Origin of the sequence: Phaeobacter sp. QD34_24 (genome assembly GCF_028890115.1) — a bacterium.
Taxonomy (GTDB): Bacteria; Pseudomonadota; Alphaproteobacteria; order Rhodobacterales; family Rhodobacteraceae; genus Phycobacter.
The window spans coordinates 40136-59601 of the sequence record NZ_JARCJD010000016.1 but is presented as its reverse complement, the minus strand read 5'-3'; the positions used below and the strand labels follow the sequence as shown (position 1 = coordinate 59601).

The window sequence follows — 19466 nt, the reverse complement described above, 5'->3', positions numbered from 1 at the left end:
TACCTTGGCTACAGGCCCCTCACGCCATTCAGCGTGAGCGTTGCGACCATATCGGCATAGCCTTCGCGGGCCTCGGATCCGGCACCGGAATTCCACATGTAGTACCAGTTCAGCATGCCAAAGACGGACATGGTGGCCGCGCGCAATTTTGCCGGGTCGCCCTCAAACACCTGCGGCGCGACGGCGCTGATCGCATCGCTCATGAAGGTGACAAGTTCCCGCTGGTAGCCCCGCAGCAGTTTTTGCTGTTCTTCCGGCAGGGCCGACATGGCGCTAATCTGCACCTGGTGTTCGTGATCGGCGCCCTGATAGGCCAGCAGGACCTCGGCCACGATGCGGCGCAGGCGCGCCTCTGGTTCAAGGCCCGTAAGATCCAACTCGCAGACCCTGTCCCGCAGATCGCTCAGATAGGTTTCAAGGAGGCCGAAAAGCACGGCATCCTTGCTGTCGTAATAGTGGTAGATATTGGCCTTTGAGATCCCGCAATCGCGCGCCAGCTGGGTCATCGAGGCGCGGTCATACCCGGCTTCGGCAAACACCTTCGCTGCAGATTTCAGGATCTGCGTGCGTTTCTGGTCATGGTCTTTTGCAATCGTGCGGGCCACGGATATCTTACCCCTTGTCGCGGTTGTCGACGACGCGCTTGGCCTTTCCCTGGCTCCGCTCGACCTCGCCGGGTTCACCGACGATGATCTCGGTGGAGACGCCGACCATATCCTTGATCCGCTTGGTCAGCATCCGGGCCGCGGCGGTCTTGGACAGCTCGTCGGTGGCATCCGGGTTGGCTTCCACATAGACGCGCATCGCATCCATGCGGCCGGATTTATAGAGCTCGATCTGATAATGCGGTGCAAGACCGCCGGTGGCCATCAGCTGCTCTTCGATCTGGCTGGGGAAGACATTGACGCCGCGCAGGATGATCATGTCGTCGCTGCGGCCGGTGATCTTCTCCATCCGCCGCATGGTGCGGGAGGTGCCGGGCAGCAGGCGGGTCAGATCGCGGGTGCGGTAGCGCACCATCGGCAGGCCTTCCTTGGTGAGCGTGGTAAAGACCAGCTCGCCCATTTCGCCATCGGGCAGCACTTCACCGGTAACGGGGTCGATGATCTCGGGCAGGAAGTGGTCTTCCCAGATCACCGGGCCGTCCTTGGTTTCCACGCATTCGCTGGCCACACCCGGCCCCATGATTTCGCTGAGCCCGTAGATATCGACCGCGTGCATGTCAAAGGCCTCTTCGACCTCACGGCGCATGGCATCGGTCCAGGGTTCGGCACCAAAGACACCCACCTGCAGCGAGCTTTCACGCGGGTCGAGGCCGACCTTGTGGTACTGCTCGAGGATATTCAGCATATAGGATGGCGTCACCATGATGCCATCGGGCTGGAAATCGGTGATCAGGCCCACCTGTTTCTCGGTCTGCCCGCCAGACATCGGCACGACGGTGGCGCCAAGGCGTTCGATCCCGTAGTGCGCACCCAGACCGCCGGTGAACAGCCCATAGCCATAGGCGTTATGCACCATGTCGCCCTTGCGCAGACCGGCAGCGCGCAAGCTCCGCGCGACCAGATCGGCCCAATTGTCGATGTCATTCTTGGTGTAGCCCACGACGGTCGGCTTCCCGGTGGTGCCCGAGGAAGCATGCAGGCGGATGATCTCTTCGCGCGGCACGGCAAACAGGCCGAACGGGTAGTTGTCGCGCAGGTCGTTCTTGTAGGTGAAGGGAAACTTCGCAAGATCCGACAGCTGCTGCAGGTCGTCGGGATGCACGCCCGCCTCGTCGAACCGCTGCTTGTACATCGGCACGTTGTCATAGGCATGGCGCAGCGACCACTTCAGGCGCTCCAGCTGCAGGCTGCGGATTTCGTCGATGGAGGCGATTTCGATGGCGTCGAGATCGCTCTTGTTGGGGGTCAGGTCTTTCATGGCGTATTCCTCACCTACTCTTCGAACAGATGGCCCTTGATCGCGCGGGACTGGCCCCGAAACTCTGCGATCACCAGGTCATCCTGATTTCTTACGGTCACATCATAAATACCGCTGCGCCCGGTCAGGGAGACCTCGCGCGCATCGGCGGTCAGCCGGTCGCCCAGGCGGCCCGGCGCGGTATAGGTAATGGCGTTGCTCTGCGCGACGGTCGACTGGTTGCGGCTGTTGCAGGCAAAGGCAAAGGCGCTGTCGGCCAGTATGAAGGTGACGCCCCCATGGCAGATGCCATGGCCGTTGCAATGATGCGCCTCCACCGTCAATTGCAGCACGGCGCGGCCTTCGTCGACCTCGACAATCTCCATCCCGGCCCATTTCGACGCGTTGTCGCTGGCCCACATGGCAGCGCTGGATTTCTCGGCGCGTTCTTTGGGTGTCATGCTCATTTGCCCTTGAAGACCGGCTGGCGTTTTTCCAGGAAAGAGGCAACGCCCTCGGCATAATCGGCGCTTTCGCCGCAGGTTTTCATCGCGTCCGCTTCCATCTCCAGATGGTCGGTCAGCGTGTCCACGGCTGCGGCCTGGATGCATTTCTTGGTCAGGCCCATGCCCAAGGTCGGACCATTGCCGAACTTCTCGGCCATGGCGCGGGCCTCTGTCATCAGTTCCTCATCGGGCAGCGCCTTCCAGATCAGCCCCCAATCCTCGGCCTTTTTCGCGGGCAGCGGCTCGGCGGTGAAGGCGAGCCCCTTGGCGCGGGCTTCGCCCAGCAGACGCGGCAGATGCCAACTGCCCCCGGTATCCGGGATCAGACCCACTTTCGAGAAGGACTGGATGAACTTGGCGCTTTCGGCAGCCAGAACCACGTCACAGGCCAACGCGATATTGGCCCCTGCCCCGGCAGCGACGCCATTGACGGCGCAGATCACCGGGAACTCCAGCGAGCGGATCAGCCGCACCAGCGGCGCATAGAAGGTGCGCACGGTGTTGCCGAGGTCCGGCGGGCCATCCATCTTGCGCGGATCGCGGTCGCCCAGATCCTGCCCGGCGCAAAAGCCGCGGCCAGCGCCGGTCAGCAGAACCGCACGGGCGCCACCATCGCGGGCAGCCTCCAATGCGGCGCGCAAGGCATAGTGCATTTCATCGTTGAAGCTGTTCAGGCGGTCCGGGCGATTGAGGGTGATTTCCACCCAGGTCCCGTGATCTGCCACCAGAATCGAGTCGGTCATGTCCCGCTCCCCCATTGCATTCCCTCCGCTACACCGCTGCTTTCTTGCCAAAAACACCAGGTGAGCGACCTCTTGGACAATTTTCTTGCATAAACCGACCGGACGGTCAATATATATCGCAATTCAATCAGGCCCCGCGCGCCGTCCTCGGATTGTTATGGCGCGGCAGGGCAACCTAGGGAGAGAGCAATGAGCCTTCTTGAGATTTCCAGCTACGCGGCAGGGGAATGGGTGAAACCCGGGCCCGGCGCGCGCAATATCGCCAGCGCCGTCACCGGTGCCGTCATCGCCACGGCAGGCAATGATGACCTTGATGTGCAGGCGATGCTGGATCATGCGCGCAACGTGGGCGGCCCGGCCCTGCGCAAGCTGACCTTCCACGACCGTGCCCGCATGCTGAAGGCGCTGGCCACGGAACTGGGCAAGCACAAGGACGCGCTTTACGATCTGTCCTTCAACACCGGCGCCATGCAGTCGGATCACATGATCGACATCGACGGCGGCATCGGCACCATGTTCGTCTTCGCCTCCAAGGGCCGCCGCGAAATGCCCGATGGCCATGTCTATCTGGATGGCGAGATTGAGCATCTGAGCCGCACCGGCAGCTTCCTCGGCCAGCATATCTGCACGCCGCTGCAAGGGGTTGCGGTCCATATCAATGCCTTCAACTTCCCGGTCTGGGGGATGCTGGAAAAACTGGCCCCCACCCTGCTGGCCGGTGTGCCCTCGATTGTGAAACCGGCGACCGCGACCTGCTATGTGACCGAGCTGGCGGTGAAGATCATGCTCGACAGCGGCATCCTGCCCGAAGGCGCGCTGCAGCTTGTGTCCGGCGGCATCGGTGACATGCTGGACCGTCTCGGCTGCCAGGATGTGGTCAGCTTCACCGGTTCGGCCGACACCGCGCTGAAATTGCGCAACACCCCCGCCATCCTGGAAAACTCGGTGCGTTTCGTGGCCGAGCAGGACAGCCTCAACGCCTCGATCCTGGGGCCGGATGCGGTGCCGGGCACGCCGGAATTCGACCTCTTCATCAAGGAAGTCTCCCGCGAGATGACCGCCAAGGCCGGGCAGAAATGTACCGCCGTGCGCCGCATCATCGCCCCCGAGGCACAGGTGCAGGCGGTGATCGAAGCGCTTTCGGCACGTCTGTCGAAAGTGGTGATCGGCGATCCGCGCCTGGAGACCACCCGCATGGGCGCGCTGGTCTCGAACAGCCAGAAACGCGACGTTCTTGAAAAGGCCGCCCTGATCGGCACCGAAGCCAAACGTGTCTTTGGCGACCCCGAGAATTTCACCGTGGAAGGCGCCGATGCGGACCAGGGCGCCTTTGTGCCGCCAATACTGTTTCACTGTGAAAACCCCGATACCGCCCAGCGCGTGCATGACACCGAGGCCTTCGGCCCTGTCTCCACCGTCATGGGCTACCGCGATCTGGAGCACGCCATCGAGATCGCCAACCGCGGTCAGGGCTCGCTGGTGGCTTCGGTCATCACCCATGATCCGGCAGTGGCGCGTCAGGTGGCGCTTGGCGCCGGTGCCTTCCACGGGCGTCTTTACTTCAACAACCGCGACTCGATGAAGGAATCCACCGGTCACGGCTCCCCGCTGCCGCATATGGTGCATGGTGGCCCCGGTCGCGCGGGCGGCGGTGAGGAAATGGGCGGCGTGCGTGGCGTCAAACACTACATGCAGCGCACCGCGATCCAGGGCAGCCCCGACATCCTGTCGGCAATTGGCGAAAAATGGGTGCCGGGTGCGGCCGAAATCACCGGCCCCGCGCATCCCTTCACCCGCAAATATGGTGAATTGTCGATCGGAGAGACCCTTCACACCGATCCGCGCACCGTCACGCTTGAAGATATCGAACATTTCGCCCATTTCACCGGCGATACCTTCTATGCCCATATGGATGATGCCGCCGCCAAGCGGAACCCGTTCTTCCCGGGCCGTGTGGCGCATGGCTACCTGCTGTTGTCCTTTGCCGCGGGCCTCTTCGTGCAGCCGGACGAAGGTCCGGTCCTGGCCAATACCGGCCTTGACGGGTTGCGCTTCATGAAGCCGGTCTCGGCCGGAGACAGCATCAAGGTGCGCCTCACCGTGAAGAAGAAGACCCCCCGCAACGAGGAATACGGCGAGGTCCGCTGGCACGTGACCCTGACCAACCAGGACAATGACCTGGTGGCGGAATACGAGCTTCTGACCATGAACGCCTTCTGATAATCGGCGACAAACAAACGACAAATCTGCCCGGGCTGGCCTATCTGGCCCGGGCATTCTATTCTTTGTGCATGAGCACAGAGCAAAACCCGTGGTTTGACGCCAGCGTCGCGCAATTGAACGATCCGCAGAACCTGCGGGTCTGGTCCATCATCGTCTCGCTGTTCGGCGATCTGGCGCAGAAGGAAGGCGATCAGATCAGCGGCGGCGCGCTGACACGGATCATCACGCCGATGGGGATCAAACCCGAGGCGATCCGCGTGGCCCTGCACCGCTTGCGCAAGGACGGCTGGATCGAAAGCACCCGCTCGGGGCGGGCATCGGTGCACTACCTGACCGGGTTCGGGCGCAGCCAATCCGCCGCCGTGACCCCGCGCATCTATGAACGCAACCCGCCCGCGCCGACCGACTGGCACCTCCTGATCTCGGAAGAGGGCGCCGGACAGGAAACGCTGGACGATGTGCTGTTGCTGCCCAACTATGTGGCCGTCAACCGGCATACCGCCCTTGGTCATGGCAGGATCCCCTGCAACCTCGATGATCTTCTGGCCATCGAAGTCTCCGACATCTCGGTGCCGGGCTGGCTGAAGGACCGCCTGTTCCCGTCCGATCTGCAACAGGCCTGCGAAACGCTTGATACGGCACTGAAGGGCATCAGCCCTCCGCCCGCCGATCTGGACCCCGCCCAGATCGCCACCCTGCGTACGCTGATCGTGCACCGCTGGCGGCGCATCGTGCTGCGCCATCCGGGGCTGCCGACCCTGTTCCATCCCAAAACCTGGCGTGGCCCCAGCTGCCGACGCCAGGTCTTCGACCTGCTGGACGCGCTGCCCGCGCCCGGTCTTTCCGATTTGAACGCAGCCCCCTGATTTCTCGCTCACGCTTAGTTTGTTACCAAAGGATATTTCAATGCCGGTCCTTAACGCGATCTCCCTTGCAGCCCTTGCCCTGCCTGCCGCCCTGTTGGGAGCGACCCATCTCAGCACCCGCCGCATGGCGCGAGAGGCCGAAGCCCTGGTGCCCCCTGTCGGCCAGTTTCACCAGACCCCTCACGGCAGGCTGCATTACGTAGAGATGGGACAACCAGATGCCCAGCCGCTGGTGCTGATCCACGGGCTGGCCGGGCAGCTGCAACATTTCACCTATGCCCTGGCCCATCGGCTGGCGACGGATTTCCGCGTGATTGCGCTGGATCGCCCCGGCTGCGGATACTCCACACGCAACAGCGACACGCTCGCGCGCCTGCCCGCACAGGCGGAGATGATCCAGAACCTGCTGGATGCCAAGGGGATCAAGGGTCCGGTTCTTGTCGGTCATTCCCTGGGCGGGGCCGTCTCCCTTGCCATGGCGCTGGCCGCGCCGGAGAAAGTACGCGGCCTGGCCCTGCTTGCGCCCGTGACGCATTCCGTTGCGGGAGGTCCCGATGTCTTCAAGGGGCTGATCGTGAATTCGCCGATGATGCGGCGCCTGATGGCGAACACGGTGGCGATCCCGGCCGCAAAACGCACCGCCGAGACGATGCTGACGCAGATCTTCGCGCCCGAGGCCTGCCCTGACGATTTTCTCGACCGCGCGGGCGGCGTGCTGGGGCTGCGACCGCAAAGCTTCATAACAGCCTCCGCCGATGCAACCATGATCGATCAGGCAATCACGGAACAGGCCCGCCGCTATGCCCGCGATCTGCGCACGCCGGGTGGCGTGCTGTTCGGCGCCGACGACACCGTGCTGAATGCCGAAGAACAGGGCCGCAGAATGGAGGCCTATGGCCTCAGGTGCCGGATCGAGCCCGGCCTTGGGCATATGCTGCCGATCACTCAACCGGCCTTGTGTGAAGAGTTCATCCGGGCAACGGTGGCCAGCCTGCCGAAGTGATGCCCGGCAGGCTGACCTTGGTGTTCGTTCAGAGCACCTGATCCAGAACCCCGGTCAGACGCTTCAGCGTGGCCTCCACGTCATAGAGCTTATCCAGACCGAACAGCCCCAGACGGAAGGTGCTGAAGCCTTCGGGCTCATCGCATTGCAGCGGCACACCGGCGGCAATCTGCATGCCAAGAGCTGCGAATTTCTTGCCGTTCTGGATTTCGGGGTCACTGGTATAGCTCACCACAACCCCCGGCGCGCCGAACCCATCGGCAGCCACAGAGGTGATGCCCTTGCCCTTGAGATAGGCACGCACCCCATCACCCAGCTGCCATTGCGCATCCCGCAACCGGTCAAAGCCATAGTCGCGGGTTTCCAGCATGGTATCGCGGAAGGCGCGCAGGGCGTCCGTCGGCATGGTGGCATGATAGGCATGGCCGCCGTCCTCATAGGCCTTCATGATCATGCGCCACTGTTTCAGGTTGATGGCGAAGCTATCCGATGTGGTGTCCTCCAGCCGCTTCAGCGCGGCCTCGGAGAACATCACCAGGCCTGCAGAGGGAGAGGCGCTCCAGCCCTTTTGCGGGGCCGAGATCAACACATCGACGCCCGTGGCCTTCATATCGACCCAGGCACAGCCCGAAGCGATGCAATCCAGAACCATCAGCGCCCCAACCTCATGGGCGGCGGCAGCCATGGCAGTGACGTAATCATCGGGCAGGATCACCCCGGCCGCGGTTTCCACATGGGGCGCAAAGACGATATCGGGTTTCTGCTCGCGAATGGCGGCGACCACATCCTCGATCGGGGCCGGGGCAAAGGGTGCGGGCGCGCTGTTGCCGGTCTGGCGCGCCTTCATCACCGTGGTCGAGGCGGTAAAGCCGCCGGTCTCAAAAATCTGGCTCCAGCGATAGGAGAACCAGCCATTGCGCACCACCAGCGCGTTTGCGCCGCGGGCGAACTGGCGGGCGACCGCCTCCATCGCGAAGGTGCCGCCACCGGGCACTAGGGCGACGGCTTCGGCACTATAGACCTCTTTCAGCATGTCGCTGATATCCCGCATCACCTGCTGGAAGGTCTTGGACATATGGTTGAGCGAACGGTCGGTGAAAACCACCGAGAATTCTTCGAGCCCCTGCGGGTCCACGGTATCGAGCAATGCCATCGGTGATCCTCCTTCTGTCACGCGGTCTATCGCTAACGCCCGGCTTTGCCTTTGGCAAAGTCTACTTTGGCATACAGGGGCGAAAGCCTTTGCAGACTATATCGCGCCATATGCAACCGGATCACAGAGCGCATGAGTGGAACATCGGCTGGAAACCATGCGCACCTGTTTCCAATCGGCCCCAATCCGCCGCCCATATTGTCAGCTGATCGTCGCAGCATAGCCAATCAGGCAGCGACCTTTTAATCAATTGTTCGAAACTATCAGGCATAGTCAGCGGGTCCGCCTGATTTTGCGTTAAAAGGTTCGCCTGCCGTGTCGACTGGAATTTTTACGGTTCTTGGCTCAGATGTCGCCGAAGGCGTCGGCATCAGCACCAACAGTTCCGGCGGTTCCAACGGTCTGGGTGAAGCGACCATTTCCGGCGGAACGCAGATCTTCGAAGCCGATGACGTTGTCGTGATTTCCGTCCAGAACATGACGGCGGATGGGCAGATCGGCAACGGCAGCGCAGTGTCTGACCTGACGGTGTTTGACAGTGTTCAGGACTACCAGACTTGGCTGGATACTGGCGACAACACGCTGGTGAAATACAACTACGCACCGCAGAATCCGGGCCAGACTGCAACGGTGCAGTCGGATCTCAGCGGATTGGGCGATGGCTACCTGAAGTTCAACGCCAATGTTCTTCAGCCCGTAGATGGCGGCACCTGGATCGGCAGCACCCTTACGGTAGCTCCCGAAACGGATATCGGCACAAACGGCGGCGCTCCCGTTACCCTCGATCATGTGCAGGACATCGACCTCAACTACGACAGCGACACGGCGGATAGCCACGAAACCGGAGACGGGTTGTTCTATGTCGGTGACTATCTTGGCCCGGCTTTCGCAGCTCCGCCGGTCTGCTTTGCCCGGGGCACCCTGATCGCCACCCCGGTCGGGGAGCGTCCGATTGAAACCATCAGGCCCGGGGATAAGGTCCTCACCCTGGACAATGGCGCACAACCGGTGCTTTGGGCGGGATGCCGCAGTGTCATCGGGACAGGGAGCAATGCCCCCGTCACCTTTGAAAAGGGGGCTCTGTGCAATCATGCGTCGCTGACGCTATCACCCAATCACAAGCTGCTTCGGCGCTCCCATGCGGCGGAATTGCTGTTTGGCACCTCGGAATGCATGGTTGCGGCCAAGTTCCTGACCCATCAGAGCGGGGTCAACCAGTGGGATACCGGCCTGGTGCACTATCATCACCTGATGCTGGCCCGGCACGAGATCCTGTTCGCCAATGGCGTCCCCTGCGAAAGCCTGCTGCCTGATCCTGCCAAGCTGCACCCGCTTGCCGGACGCGACGCCCTGGCACTCCCGTCATCGCCCATAGCCGCGCGTCCTTGCCTGCGCCAACACGAGGCAACGCTTCTTACGCATTAGGCCCGGTCGTTCAGATCGGCCCGGGCCGCCGTTCCTCGGACAGGAGCACATTGGCGTCCACGTTGCCCACGCCCGGCAGGGTCATGATCCGGCGGCGCAAGACCCGTTCGAAATCGGCGATGTCACGCGCTGTGACCCGCAGGCGGTAGTCGTACATGCCCAAGACATGCTCCACGGTCTGCACCTCGGGGATGGCCGAGACGGCGCGTTCGAAATCCTCCAGGCTGACCCGCCCCTTTGTGGCCAGCTTGATGCCCAGAAACACCGTCACGCCAAAACCCAGCGCCTTGCTGTCCAGATCCAGCCGGCGGCCTGCCAGAATGCCCGCCTCCTGCAAACGGCGGATGCGGCGCCAGGTGGCGGGCTGACTGAGGCCAAGCTCGCGCCCCAGCGCCCCGGCGGATCGGGTGGCATCCTGAGCCAGGGCGCGCAGGATGGCGAAATCCATGTCGTCCAGATCAGCACGGTTCATAGCGGCAGGCTGTCATTCGACTTGATCCGCGCCACATGCATCAGCGCCTCGATATCCGTCATATGCGGCAGGGTCAGGATCTGGGCGCGGTAGATCTGCTGATAATGCGGCATATCGCGGGCAATCACCGAAAGGCGCACATCGACCTGGCCAAGGAAGGTCTGGATCTCCAGCACCTCGGGGATCTGGCGCGCGGCCTCGATGAACTCGTCAAAGGCGCGCGGGTTGGTCTTGTCCAGTGTCACCCTGAGCGAGACCTCAACCGCATAACCCAGCGCGCGCCAGTCGATCACCGCCCGCTGACCGAGGATCACGCCCGCCTCGCGCAGCTTCTCCAGCCGCCGCGACAGGCGCGAGGAGGTCAGCCCCAGCCGATCGGCCAGGTCCGGAATCGATTGCTCCGGCTCGCTTTGCATGTGGCGCAGAATGCGCCGGTCTAGATCATCAAGCATGAATTCTTCATTATCTCACTAATATGCGAATGACTATTGCAATTATTCAGCAAACAATGCGCCAATCTCCATCGTAATTCCCGGTCGCCGCCTTATGCTCACCTTCAAACGTCAACCGGAGGATTTTGACATGCGCGTTTACTATGACCGCGACTGCGATGTGAACCTGATCAAGGACAAGAAAGTGGCGATCCTGGGCTACGGCTCGCAAGGCCACGCCCACGCCCTGAACCTGCGCGACAGCGGCGCCAAGAACCTTGTCGTTGCCCTGCGTGAAGGCTCTGCCTCGGCCAAGAAAGCCGAAGCCGAAGGTCTGCAGGTGATGGGTATTGCCGAAGCGGCAGCCTGGTGCGACGTCATCATGTTCACCATGCCCGACGAATTGCAGGCAGAGACCTATAAGAAATACGTCCACGACAACATCAAGCCCGGTGCCGCGATTGCATTCGCCCACGGCCTGAACGTGCACTTCGGCCTGATCGAGCCCAAAGAAGGCGTCGACGTCATCATGATGGCCCCCAAAGGCCCCGGCCACACCGTGCGCGGCGAATACACCAAAGGCGGCGGCGTGCCCTGCCTGGTGGCCGTTGACACCGACGCAACCGGCAAGGCGCTGGAAATCGGCCTGTCCTATTGCTCCGCCATCGGTGGCGGCCGCTCGGGCATCATCGAGACCAACTTCCGGGAAGAATGCGAAACCGACCTCTTCGGTGAGCAGGCGGTTCTGTGTGGCGGCATCGTCGAGCTGATCCGCTGCGGCTTTGAGACCCTGGTTGAAGCAGGCTACGCGCCCGAAATGGCCTATTTCGAGTGTCTGCACGAAACCAAGCTGATCGTGGACCTGATCTATGAAGGCGGCATTGCCAACATGGACTACTCGATCTCCAACACCGCCGAGTATGGCCAGTATGTCACCGGCCCGCGCATCCTGCCCTACGAGCAGACCAAGAAGGCGATGAAGGAAACCCTGTCGGACATCCAGACCGGCAAGTTCGTGCGCGACTTCATGCTGGAGAACGCCGTGGGCCAGCCCACCATCAAGGCAGCGCGTCGTCACAACGACGAGCACCAGATCGAGCAGGTCGGCAAGAAACTGCGCGACATGATGCCCTGGATCTCGGCCGGCAAGCTGGTCGACAAAGAAAAGAACTAAGGCGCCATTTGCGGCTTGGCGGGCCTGGCCCGCCGCCTTATTCCTCTGCACGGGCGTCCCAGAAGATCGGGGCGCCCTTTCTTCTGTTGGAGATCGCCGATGCCAGAGACGCCCAGCGCCGTAAATTGGATCAAGCTCCTGTTCCTCGGCATGATCTGGGGCGGCTCCTTCATGGCGGTCTCGGTCGCCCTGCACGGGGTCGGCCCCTTGACGCTTGCGGCCGTGCGGATCGCAATCGGTGCGTTCAGCCTGTTGGCAATCCTGCGCCTGATGGGCCTGCGCCTGCCGCCACTGCACACCCGCAACGGACGGCTGATCTGGCTCTCGGCCCTGGGCATGGGGATGTTCAGCAACGCGGTGCCCTTTGCCCTCCTCAGTTGGGGGCAGACCTATGTGGCCAGCGGTTTTGCCGGGGTCTGCATGGCGGTGGTGCCGCTCTTCGTGCTGCCCTTGGCGCATGTTCTGGTGCCCGGTGAAACCATGACCCTGCGCCGCAGCATCGGGTTTCTGACCGGGTTTGCGGGCGTTCTGGTGCTGATCGGGCTGGAGGCGCTGACCAGTGCCGGAAGTGATTTCGAATCCCTTGCCCGCCTTGCCTGCCTTGGCGCCGCGCTGTGCTACGCGATCGGCTCCATCATAACCCGACTTGCCCCTTCCGTGAACATGCTCTCGCTCTCTGCCGCCGCCCTGATCTGTGCCGCCGCGATGATCGTGCCAGCCGCGCTGCTGTGGGAAGGCCTGCCACAGATGCCAGAGACCCGACCGGCCCTGGCCATTCTCTACCTCGGCCTGCTGCCCACTGCGCTGGCCCAGGTCCTGCTGGTGCAGATCGCCCGCAGCGCCGGACCGGCCTTCCTGTCCACGGTGAACTACCAGGTGCCGATCTGGTCGGTGCTGTTTGGCGCCCTGCTGCTGAACGAGACCCTGCCACCGCAGCTGTTTGCCGCGCTGTTGCTGATCCTCGGCGGCCTGCTGCTGAGCCGCGTCCCGACCCGCCGACAAATCAGCTGACAGCGCCCTTTCGACCGCGGGCGACACCTTTCCAATTGACCTTGCTCCGCTGAAGGGTCACTTGCAGGCTAGGAAGGACATAGCACAATGCCAGAGCGGATGGGAAAATACTGGGCGATGATTGCCACCCTCGGGCTGGTCTGGGGCGGCACCTTCCCCCTGATCAAAGTGGCCCTGGACGGCATTACCCCCTTCTGGCTGGCGGCGGGCCGCATTGGCTTTGCCGCAGTTTTGCTGTGTGCGATTTGGGCCTGGCGCGGCGACAGGCTGTTTAGGGAGCGCAGCAACTGGCCCGCCGTGCTGTTCATCGGGATTGCCAGCTCGGCGCTGCCCTTCATGCTGATCAACTGGGGGCAACAATATGTCTCGGCCGGGTTCACCGGTCTCAGCATGGCGGCCATCCCGCTGTTTGTTCTGCCCCTGGCGCATGTCTTTGTCCCCGGAGAGCGCATGATCCTGCGGCGGCTGATCGGCTTTGTGATCGGCTTTGTCGGTGTTGCCCTGCTCATCGGCAGCAAGGCCTTTGAAAGCAGCAATTCCGAGCTCGAGTTCCTGGGCCGCCTCGCCTGCCTCTCCGCAGCCGCCTGCTATGCGGTCAGTTCGATCCTCACCCGCCGCCTGCCACCGGTAGATCCGGTGGGTCTTGCCGCGATCCTCTTGGTGATCGGCAGCGTCATCATCGTGCCGACCGCCTGGATCCTTGAAGGTCCGCCGGTCATGCCCGACGGTCAGACCCTTGCGATCATCGCGTTTCTGGGCCTGATCCCAACGGCGGCGGCCAATTTCCTGAGGGTCATCGTCGTGCGCGAGGCCGGCCCCACCTTCATGACGCTGACCAATTACCAGGTGCCGGTCTGGTCCGTGCTCATCGGCGCGGTGTTCCTGGGCGAGGCCCTGCCCGCCTCCCTGCTCTTGGCGATGGCACTGATCCTCAGCGGCCTCTGCATCAGCCAGTGGGGTGCCCTGAGACGGCTCTTTTCCCGCGCCTAGCGCACCGCCTGCCACAGCCGCACGGCCTGCACGGTTTCGGCGACATCATGCACCCGCAGGATCTGAACGCCCTGCGCCAGCCCGGCAAGGCCAACAGCGATCGACCCGGGCGCGCGCTGATCCGCCTGCGCCGCGCCGCCGATCTTGCCGATGAAACCCTTACGCGACACGCCCAGAAGGATCGGACAGCCCAGCCCGTGAAACAGGCTGAGCCCGCGCAGAAGCGTCAGGTTATGCTCCATCGTCTTGCCGAAACCGATACCCGGATCCACCACGATCCGATCGCGCAGGACACCAATCGCCTCCAGCCGGTCCACCTGCTGGGCGAGGAAATCATAGACATCCAGCAGGACGTTGTCGTAGCTGGGATCCGCCTGCATGGTGGCGGGGTCGCCCTGGGCATGCATCACGCAGACCGGCACCCCCGCCTGCGCCGCCACCGGTGCCAGGGCGGCATCGAAGGTGAAGCCGGATACATCGTTGATCAGCCCCGCCCCCGCCTCCAGCGTTTCCACCGCGACCTGGGCCTTGCGGGTGTCGATGGAGATCGCCACCGCGGAGGCCGCGCGGATCGCCTCGATCGCAGGCACCGTGCGGGCGATCTCTTCTTCTTCGGGGATGAAATCTGCGCCGGGCCGTGTGGATTCACCGCCCACGTCGATGATGCTGGCGCCGTCTTCCACCATACGCATGGCGGCAGCACAGGCGGCCTCTGCACCGGCATGGCGGCCACCGTCGGAAAAACTGTCGGGCGTCACATTGAGAATGCCCATGACCTGCGGCTGCGTCATGTCCAGCCCGGCAATGGCGGCGCGGCGAAAGCTCAGGCGGTGGCGCACCTCTTCCGGGATCAACCCGGCCGGCATCAGGCGCGGCGGGCCATCGCGGCTCAGAAGCTCGACGTCGGAAAACCACAAGGAAGACCTGCCCGCCAGCGGCACAGCACCCTCGGGGCGGGTTTCACCGTGCTGCACAATGGGGCGGTAATACATCAAAGCCTGTCTTGCTCCACATCCACGGCGCGCAAGGTGACCTGCCGTTCTGCAGGCAGCTCTGCACCGATCACGATCATCTCTTCCGCCTCGAATGTTGCCGCGAACCAGGCGGCCAGCGCAACCGCATCCGACGGCGCGGCAGAGGGCCCATCCACCGCGTCCAGCACGATCTTGGAGGGCGCCCAGACGCAGATCTGACCATTCTTCATCGCCCAGTCCAGCTCGGTCCGGGTCGCGACCACCTTGCAGCGATGATCCCTGGCCGCAAGGCGCCAGGCGTTCTGTTCAATCGCAAGCAGGTCGATCCGGCGCTGGGTCATCTTGTGACCGGTCTGCGGCACCTCCAGGTCATGCGCCCCGACACAGAGGATCAGCGGGCGCTGGCGGCACTCCATCTGATCGATCCAGCCGGTCAGGTTGTCGCTGTCGATGGCCGCATTCGAAAGATACATCAGGCGCGGATGCAGCACCTCTTCCGCCGCGACCACATGGCTGACCTGGTCCTTGGAGCGCACGATCTCCACCCCCAGCGCGCCGGGGCCACGGTCCAGCTTTTCGATCCGCACGAAGGCCCGGATCGCCTGCGGCTCCAACAGGATCCGCTCAGCCACCCGTTCCGCAAGCGTTTCCAGCAGGTTCAGCCGTTCCGCCGCCAGTTCGTAGGCGATCGCCTCGGTCACCTTGTCGTAAGACAGGATCCGATCCACGTCGTCATCCAGATCCGCAGGCAGCGGTGCCACCTCCACCACCACGTTGAAGCAGATCCGTTGCGTCGTACCGCGCTCGGCCTGAAAGGCGCCGATCTCAACCTCGACCAGATGGTCGCGCAGGGAGATCCTGTCCAGCGGGCCACCGGGTGCTGTCGCGATGGAGCGTTCCGAGGGGTGTTCAAAAGCGAGACGGATCTCTGAGGGCATGGCTGCGGGCCTTTGTCTGGCGGTGTAACAGGGTCGGTGTTACACCCTTACCTTTGCTGCTCCGTCCATATCAGGCCCGCTTGCGCCGCACCAGCACGCGAAAACGCCTTTCGGGTCGCGTGCCGGTATCAGATGCGGTTAATCGTTCGACGCGGTGCGATAGCGGTCGTCGCGGTAGAACAGATGCACCCCGATCCGCGCGGTCTTGGTAAAGTGGTTGCTCCAGCGCGGGCGCACAGCGGTGGTGTGATAATAGGTCGCCCCCTCGGTCAGGCCGGTATCCACCCCGTCCAGAACCAGGCGTGCCACCTTGGCGACCCGCTCATAGGCGCGTTGTTCGTGGATGACTTCTTCACGACCATCGCAGGTATAGGTGAACTGGCACTGGTAGCGGCGCCCGGTGCCCTGGTTGATCACCCCGCAGTAGCTGCCGGGAAACTGGCCCGCATTGACCCGGTTGCGGATCACTTCGGCCACGGCGAACTGCCCCTTGACGGTCTCGCCACGCGCTTCGAAGTAGAGCGCCTCGGCCAGGCAGGCGAATTGCTCACCGCCCTTTGCCTTGGGCTGGGCATCCAGCCAGTCGCGGGTAAACTTAACGTCTTTCGCCGATGCGTCGGACTGTCTGCGTTTGAAGCCGAACAAGCCGCTCAACCGGCGTTCGGGAACGGTATTCAGGGCGGATTGCTCGCGTTTGAACAGGGAATTCAGCCCGGTCTCGGCCTGGGCGACGGGTGTTGTGACCGTCAGGGCAGCCAGAGTGGCAGCCAGCGTCAGGAGTTTCATCTACAGATCCTCGTTTGTCAGCTTGCGCGCGGCCTCCCCAGAATGCGCGGTCGCAGCACTTAACGGATACTGAGCCTATCGTCCACCTATACGGAAGATTGGTCCAGCCCCTACGGCGGCAACCGGCCTAGAGGTGTCGCCTCTTGGGCGTCGATAAACGAGGAATTCGTTAAATTTTTGCGTAGGTTGGAGCGGCTTTTCCGATCTTTTCACCAATCGCCAGCTGAGCTGCGGCCAGGCGCACGACCGGAACCCGGAACGGCGAACAGGACACGTAGTCAAAGCCCGCCTCCCGGCAAAAGGCAATCGATTCGGGGTTGCCACCATGTTCGCCGCAGATCGAAAGCGTGATATCGGCCCGCCCTGCTCGCCCCCGTTGCACCCCCAGTTTCAGGAGCTCTCCCACGCCATCCACGTCCAGCACATGGAATGGATCCTCGGGAAAGACCCCCTGCTGCACGTAGTTGGACATGAACCGCCCGGCATCGTCACGCGACAGACCGTAGGTCATCTGGGTGAGGTCGTTGGTCCCGAAGCTGAGGAAGGCCGTGTGCGGTGCAATCTCTTCGGCCCTGAGGGCGGCGCGCGGCGTTTCGACCATGACACCAAGACGGTAATCGAACCTTTGCCCACGCTCGGCGCTGACCGCCGAGGCCACCGCATCTATGCGCGCCTTGACCAGCTCGACCTCGCGCTTGGCCGAAACCAGCGGGATCATGATCTCGGGCACCACCGGCGCGCCCTCCTTCGAGGCTTCCAGCGTGGCCTCGAAGATGGCGCGGGCCTGCATATCGTAGATTTCCGGCACGGTCACCCCCAGCCGCACGCCGCGCAGGCCCAGCATGGGGTTGTATTCTTCCATCTCCTCGACCCGCCGGGTGACATCGCTGACCGGAATACCCAGCGCCTCGGAGAGTTCACGCTGACCCGAGGTCGTGGTGGGAAGGAATTCATGCAAGGGCGGATCAAACAGGCGGATACAGACCGGCAGCCCCTCCATGATGCGGAACAACTCCCGGAAATCCTTGCGCTGCATCGGCAAGAGCCGCGCCAGAACCGCCGCGCGCCCGGCCGAGGTTTCGGCGAAGATCATCTCGCGCATCATGGTCAGGCGGCCCGGATCGAAGAACATGTGCTCGGTGCGGCACAGCCCGATGCCCTCGGCCTTGAAATTGCGGGCGGTCTGGGCGTCGGCAGGTGTGTCCGCATTGGCGCGAATGCCCATGTCCCGCGCCTCGTCCGCCCAGGTCAACAGGGTCTGGAAGGCATCGTCCTGTGCCGCCTCCAGCATTTCCGGCTCTCCGGCCAGAACCTGGCCGCTGCTGCCATCGATGGTCACCAGATCGCCCGCCGAGAAGACCCGACCGTCCTGGGCAATCAGTTTCTTGATTTTCGGAGGGAATTTCATGTTCGAGGCACCGACGATACAGGGCACGCCCAAACCGCGTCCGATCACCGCCGCATGGCTGGTCATGCCGCCCCGTTCGGTCAGAACACCAACCGCCGCATGCATGCCGCGCACATCTTCGGGAGAGGTTTCGCGCCGCACCAGGATGCAGGGCTCGCCCCGCGCCGCGCTGGCCTGGGCCTCGGCGGCGGTAAAGACCAGGGCGCCAGTGGCCGCGCCGGGGCTGGCGGCGATCCCCGAACCGATCACGTCCCGCTTTGCGTCCGGGGCCACCTGCCTGTGCAACAGCTCGTTCATGGCATGGGCATCGACCCGCATCACCGCCTCATGCGCAGGGATGATCCCATCCTGCGCCAGCGCCACGGCAATGCGCACCGCCGCCTGGGCCGAGCGCGCCACCCGCACCCCATCCAGAATATGAACGGTATCGTCCTGGATCACGAATTCCACCTGCATCTCTTCGCGCAGGCGCCGCCGCATCAGCTGGGCATGGGTTTTGAGCTCCGCAAAGGCCGTCGGCGCCAGTTCCTCCAGCGAGGGACCGCGCGCGTCCTTTTCCAGGAACAAGGCCCCGGCGCCATCGCCCAGCGCCTCGCGTCCCTGAGACTGGCTCAGGTAGCGCCCGGTCAACTGCGGCTTGCCGGTCTTTGGCTCCACCAGTTGCAAAACGCCGGATCCGCATTCGCCCTGTCCCAGGCCGGGGATCATCTCCTGTACCACTAGGCCAAGCCCCGCATCGGCCGGGGCTCCCTTGGCCTGTCGCAACAGCCGCGCCGAGGTCCCCTCCCAGGCGCGTGCCATGGAGCGCAGCACCGCCGCCAGTTGCTCGGCCGGATCCTGCGGGAAAGGTTCGTCGGTTTCCGCCTCATAGGCCTGCAGCGTTTCGCGCAGGGCGTCAGGGCCGCCATCCTCCACATCGTCAAAGGCATCCGGGTCAAGCCGCGCCACATGCACGGCGTAGGATTGCACGAAACGCAGGTACAAACCCGCGGCCGCCTCCTCGCCCAGGCGCGCGCAAAGTTCCTTGCAGCGATCCTGGTTCATACCGATATTGAGGATCGCACCGGGACCGCCCCAATCGGGATCCTCGGAGGAGGGGCGCACGCAGAGCAGCGCATCGGCGGGAAAACTCGCCAGGATCTTGTCGATATCCGGCATGTCGCCACTGGCGATTTCATGCACCGCATCAAAGGAGAGCGCGACCGTGCGCGGTACCGGCAGATCCAGCCGCACCAGCCGCTGCAGGCACTTGGCCCGCCCGCCATGACTGGAGGTTGCAATCGGAGCTGCCGGGGTGATCAGCGTGGCCAGGGGCGCATCGGGCATGGTCTATCCTGAACTTTCTGCACTGCGGCACCTGCCGCGCCCTGCAGCATAAGCCCCCTTGGCGCTCCTGCAAGGGGGAAGCGGCGGCGCGCCGTCATTCCAAGAAAAAACGCCGCGCTCGGGACGCGGCGTTTC

General features: G+C 63.4%; 18 protein-coding genes. 7 read left to right on the top strand and 11 right to left on the bottom strand.

What is annotated here, in order from left to right:
• Window positions 1-8 precede the first annotated feature (8 nt).
• Genes PXK07_RS13725 through paaG form a run of 4 tightly spaced genes read right to left on the bottom strand, consistent with a single transcriptional unit; the run spans window position 9 to window position 3151 of the window.
• A complete protein-coding gene (locus PXK07_RS13725) occupies window positions 9-605 on the bottom strand; it encodes a TetR/AcrR family transcriptional regulator (protein ID WP_274848900.1) in 597 nt (198 codons plus the stop codon).
• Between the two features lie 7 nt (window positions 606-612).
• Window positions 613-1923, bottom strand: coding sequence for a phenylacetate--CoA ligase PaaK (gene paaK, locus PXK07_RS13720; RefSeq protein WP_274848899.1), 1311 nt, complete (start codon window positions 1921-1923; stop codon window positions 613-615).
• A gap of 14 nt (window positions 1924-1937) precedes the next feature.
• Entirely contained in the window at window positions 1938-2363 is a 426-nt protein-coding gene (gene paaI / locus PXK07_RS13715) for a hydroxyphenylacetyl-CoA thioesterase PaaI (protein WP_274848897.1), read from the bottom strand.
• A 2-nt stretch (window positions 2364-2365) separates the two neighbouring features.
• A complete protein-coding gene (gene paaG / locus PXK07_RS13710) occupies window positions 2366-3151 on the bottom strand; it encodes a 2-(1,2-epoxy-1,2-dihydrophenyl)acetyl-CoA isomerase PaaG (protein ID WP_274848896.1) in 786 nt (261 codons plus the stop codon).
• A gap of 189 nt (window positions 3152-3340) precedes the next feature.
• Here paaG and paaZ point away from each other — a divergent pair, with 189 nt between their 5' ends.
• The 3 genes from paaZ to PXK07_RS13695 all read left to right on the top strand — a co-directional run bounded on the left by paaZ (window position 3341) and on the right by PXK07_RS13695 (window position 7243).
• On the top strand, window positions 3341-5371 hold the full coding sequence (gene paaZ / locus PXK07_RS13705) for a phenylacetic acid degradation bifunctional protein PaaZ (protein WP_274848895.1): 2031 nt from the start codon (window positions 3341-3343) through the stop codon (window positions 5369-5371).
• A gap of 71 nt (window positions 5372-5442) precedes the next feature.
• Window positions 5443-6240, top strand: coding sequence for a PaaX family transcriptional regulator C-terminal domain-containing protein (locus PXK07_RS13700; RefSeq protein WP_274848894.1), 798 nt, complete (start codon window positions 5443-5445; stop codon window positions 6238-6240).
• 40 nt (window positions 6241-6280) lie between these two features.
• The gene (locus PXK07_RS13695) at window positions 6281-7243 is read left to right on the top strand and encodes an alpha/beta fold hydrolase (RefSeq protein WP_274848893.1); all 963 of its coding nucleotides are present in this window, start codon (window positions 6281-6283) and stop codon (window positions 7241-7243) included.
• Window positions 7244-7271: 28 nt separating this feature from the next.
• Here PXK07_RS13695 and PXK07_RS13690 read toward each other — a convergent pair whose 3' ends face one another.
• Window positions 7272-8396 (bottom strand): aminotransferase class V-fold PLP-dependent enzyme, encoded by a 1125-nt coding sequence (locus PXK07_RS13690; protein WP_274848892.1) that lies wholly within the window; start codon window positions 8394-8396, stop codon window positions 7272-7274.
• Window positions 8397-8711: 315 nt separating this feature from the next.
• Between PXK07_RS13690 and PXK07_RS13685 the strand changes: the two genes are divergently transcribed.
• Complete coding sequence (locus PXK07_RS13685; protein ID WP_274848891.1) at window positions 8712-9821, top strand: Hint domain-containing protein; 1110 nt, start codon at window positions 8712-8714, stop codon at window positions 9819-9821.
• Window positions 9822-9831: 10 nt separating this feature from the next.
• On the opposite strand, the gene PXK07_RS13680 is transcribed toward PXK07_RS13685, so the two are convergent.
• Complete coding sequence (locus PXK07_RS13680) at window positions 9832-10293, bottom strand: Lrp/AsnC family transcriptional regulator (RefSeq protein ID WP_274848890.1); 462 nt, start codon at window positions 10291-10293, stop codon at window positions 9832-9834.
• Entirely contained in the window at window positions 10290-10745 is a 456-nt protein-coding gene (locus PXK07_RS13675; protein WP_274848889.1) for an Lrp/AsnC family transcriptional regulator, read from the bottom strand. Before PXK07_RS13675 ends, PXK07_RS13680 begins: the two co-directional genes overlap by 4 nt.
• 130 nt (window positions 10746-10875) lie before the next feature.
• Between PXK07_RS13675 and ilvC the strand changes: the two genes are divergently transcribed.
• The 3 genes from ilvC to PXK07_RS13660 all read left to right on the top strand — a co-directional run bounded on the left by ilvC (window position 10876) and on the right by PXK07_RS13660 (window position 13899).
• Window positions 10876-11898: a ketol-acid reductoisomerase gene (gene ilvC / locus PXK07_RS13670; protein ID WP_274848888.1), complete on the top strand. Its 1023-nt coding sequence runs from the start codon at window positions 10876-10878 to the stop codon at window positions 11896-11898.
• Window positions 11899-11997: 99 nt separating this feature from the next.
• A complete protein-coding gene (locus tag PXK07_RS13665; protein WP_274848887.1) occupies window positions 11998-12909 on the top strand; it encodes a DMT family transporter in 912 nt (303 codons plus the stop codon).
• Between the two features lie 87 nt (window positions 12910-12996).
• The gene (locus PXK07_RS13660; protein ID WP_274848886.1) at window positions 12997-13899 is read left to right on the top strand and encodes a DMT family transporter; all 903 of its coding nucleotides are present in this window, start codon (window positions 12997-12999) and stop codon (window positions 13897-13899) included.
• On the opposite strand, the gene folP is transcribed toward PXK07_RS13660, so the two are convergent.
• The 4 genes from folP to PXK07_RS13640 all read right to left on the bottom strand — a co-directional run bounded on the left by folP (window position 13896) and on the right by PXK07_RS13640 (window position 19331).
• Window positions 13896-14894 (bottom strand): dihydropteroate synthase, encoded by a 999-nt coding sequence (folP, locus tag PXK07_RS13655; RefSeq protein ID WP_274848885.1) that lies wholly within the window; start codon window positions 14892-14894, stop codon window positions 13896-13898. The two genes, PXK07_RS13660 and folP, sit on opposite strands and share 4 nt — an antisense overlap.
• On the bottom strand, window positions 14891-15811 hold the full coding sequence (locus PXK07_RS13650) for a dihydroneopterin aldolase (protein WP_274848884.1): 921 nt from the start codon (window positions 15809-15811) through the stop codon (window positions 14891-14893). The genes folP and PXK07_RS13650 overlap by 4 nt, the downstream gene beginning before the upstream one ends.
• 138 nt (window positions 15812-15949) lie before the next feature.
• Window positions 15950-16597: a cell wall hydrolase gene (locus tag PXK07_RS13645; RefSeq protein ID WP_274848883.1), complete on the bottom strand. Its 648-nt coding sequence runs from the start codon at window positions 16595-16597 to the stop codon at window positions 15950-15952.
• A gap of 169 nt (window positions 16598-16766) precedes the next feature.
• On the bottom strand, window positions 16767-19331 hold the full coding sequence (locus PXK07_RS13640; RefSeq protein WP_274848882.1) for a putative PEP-binding protein: 2565 nt from the start codon (window positions 19329-19331) through the stop codon (window positions 16767-16769).
• Window positions 19332-19466 lie beyond the last annotated feature (135 nt).

Bases quoted from the DNA above. Each gene is read 5' to 3' on its own strand.
- paaK (WP_274848899.1), bottom strand. From the start codon at position 1,923: ATGAAAGACCTGACCCCCAACAAGAGCGATCTCGACGCCATCGAAATC.
- paaI (WP_274848897.1), bottom strand. From the start codon at position 2,363: ATGACACCCAAAGAACGCGCCGAGAAATCCAGCGCTGCCATGTGGGCC.
- paaG (WP_274848896.1), bottom strand. From the start codon at position 3,151: ATGACCGACTCGATTCTGGTGGCAGATCACGGGACCTGGGTGGAAATC.
- paaZ (WP_274848895.1), top strand. From the start codon at position 3,341: ATGAGCCTTCTTGAGATTTCCAGCTACGCGGCAGGGGAATGGGTGAAA.
- PXK07_RS13700 (WP_274848894.1), top strand. From the start codon at position 5,443: ATGAGCACAGAGCAAAACCCGTGGTTTGACGCCAGCGTCGCGCAATTG.
- PXK07_RS13695 (WP_274848893.1), top strand. From the start codon at position 6,281: ATGCCGGTCCTTAACGCGATCTCCCTTGCAGCCCTTGCCCTGCCTGCC.
- PXK07_RS13690 (WP_274848892.1), bottom strand. From the start codon at position 8,396: ATGGCATTGCTCGATACCGTGGACCCGCAGGGGCTCGAAGAATTCTCG.
- PXK07_RS13680 (WP_274848890.1), bottom strand. From the start codon at position 10,293: ATGAACCGTGCTGATCTGGACGACATGGATTTCGCCATCCTGCGCGCC.
- PXK07_RS13675 (WP_274848889.1), bottom strand. From the start codon at position 10,745: ATGCTTGATGATCTAGACCGGCGCATTCTGCGCCACATGCAAAGCGAG.
- ilvC (WP_274848888.1), top strand. From the start codon at position 10,876: ATGCGCGTTTACTATGACCGCGACTGCGATGTGAACCTGATCAAGGAC.
- PXK07_RS13665 (WP_274848887.1), top strand. From the start codon at position 11,998: ATGCCAGAGACGCCCAGCGCCGTAAATTGGATCAAGCTCCTGTTCCTC.
- PXK07_RS13660 (WP_274848886.1), top strand. From the start codon at position 12,997: ATGCCAGAGCGGATGGGAAAATACTGGGCGATGATTGCCACCCTCGGG.
- PXK07_RS13650 (WP_274848884.1), bottom strand. From the start codon at position 15,811: ATGCCCTCAGAGATCCGTCTCGCTTTTGAACACCCCTCGGAACGCTCC.
- PXK07_RS13645 (WP_274848883.1), bottom strand. From the start codon at position 16,597: ATGAAACTCCTGACGCTGGCTGCCACTCTGGCTGCCCTGACGGTCACA.
- PXK07_RS13640 (WP_274848882.1), bottom strand. From the start codon at position 19,331: ATGCCCGATGCGCCCCTGGCCACGCTGATCACCCCGGCAGCTCCGATT.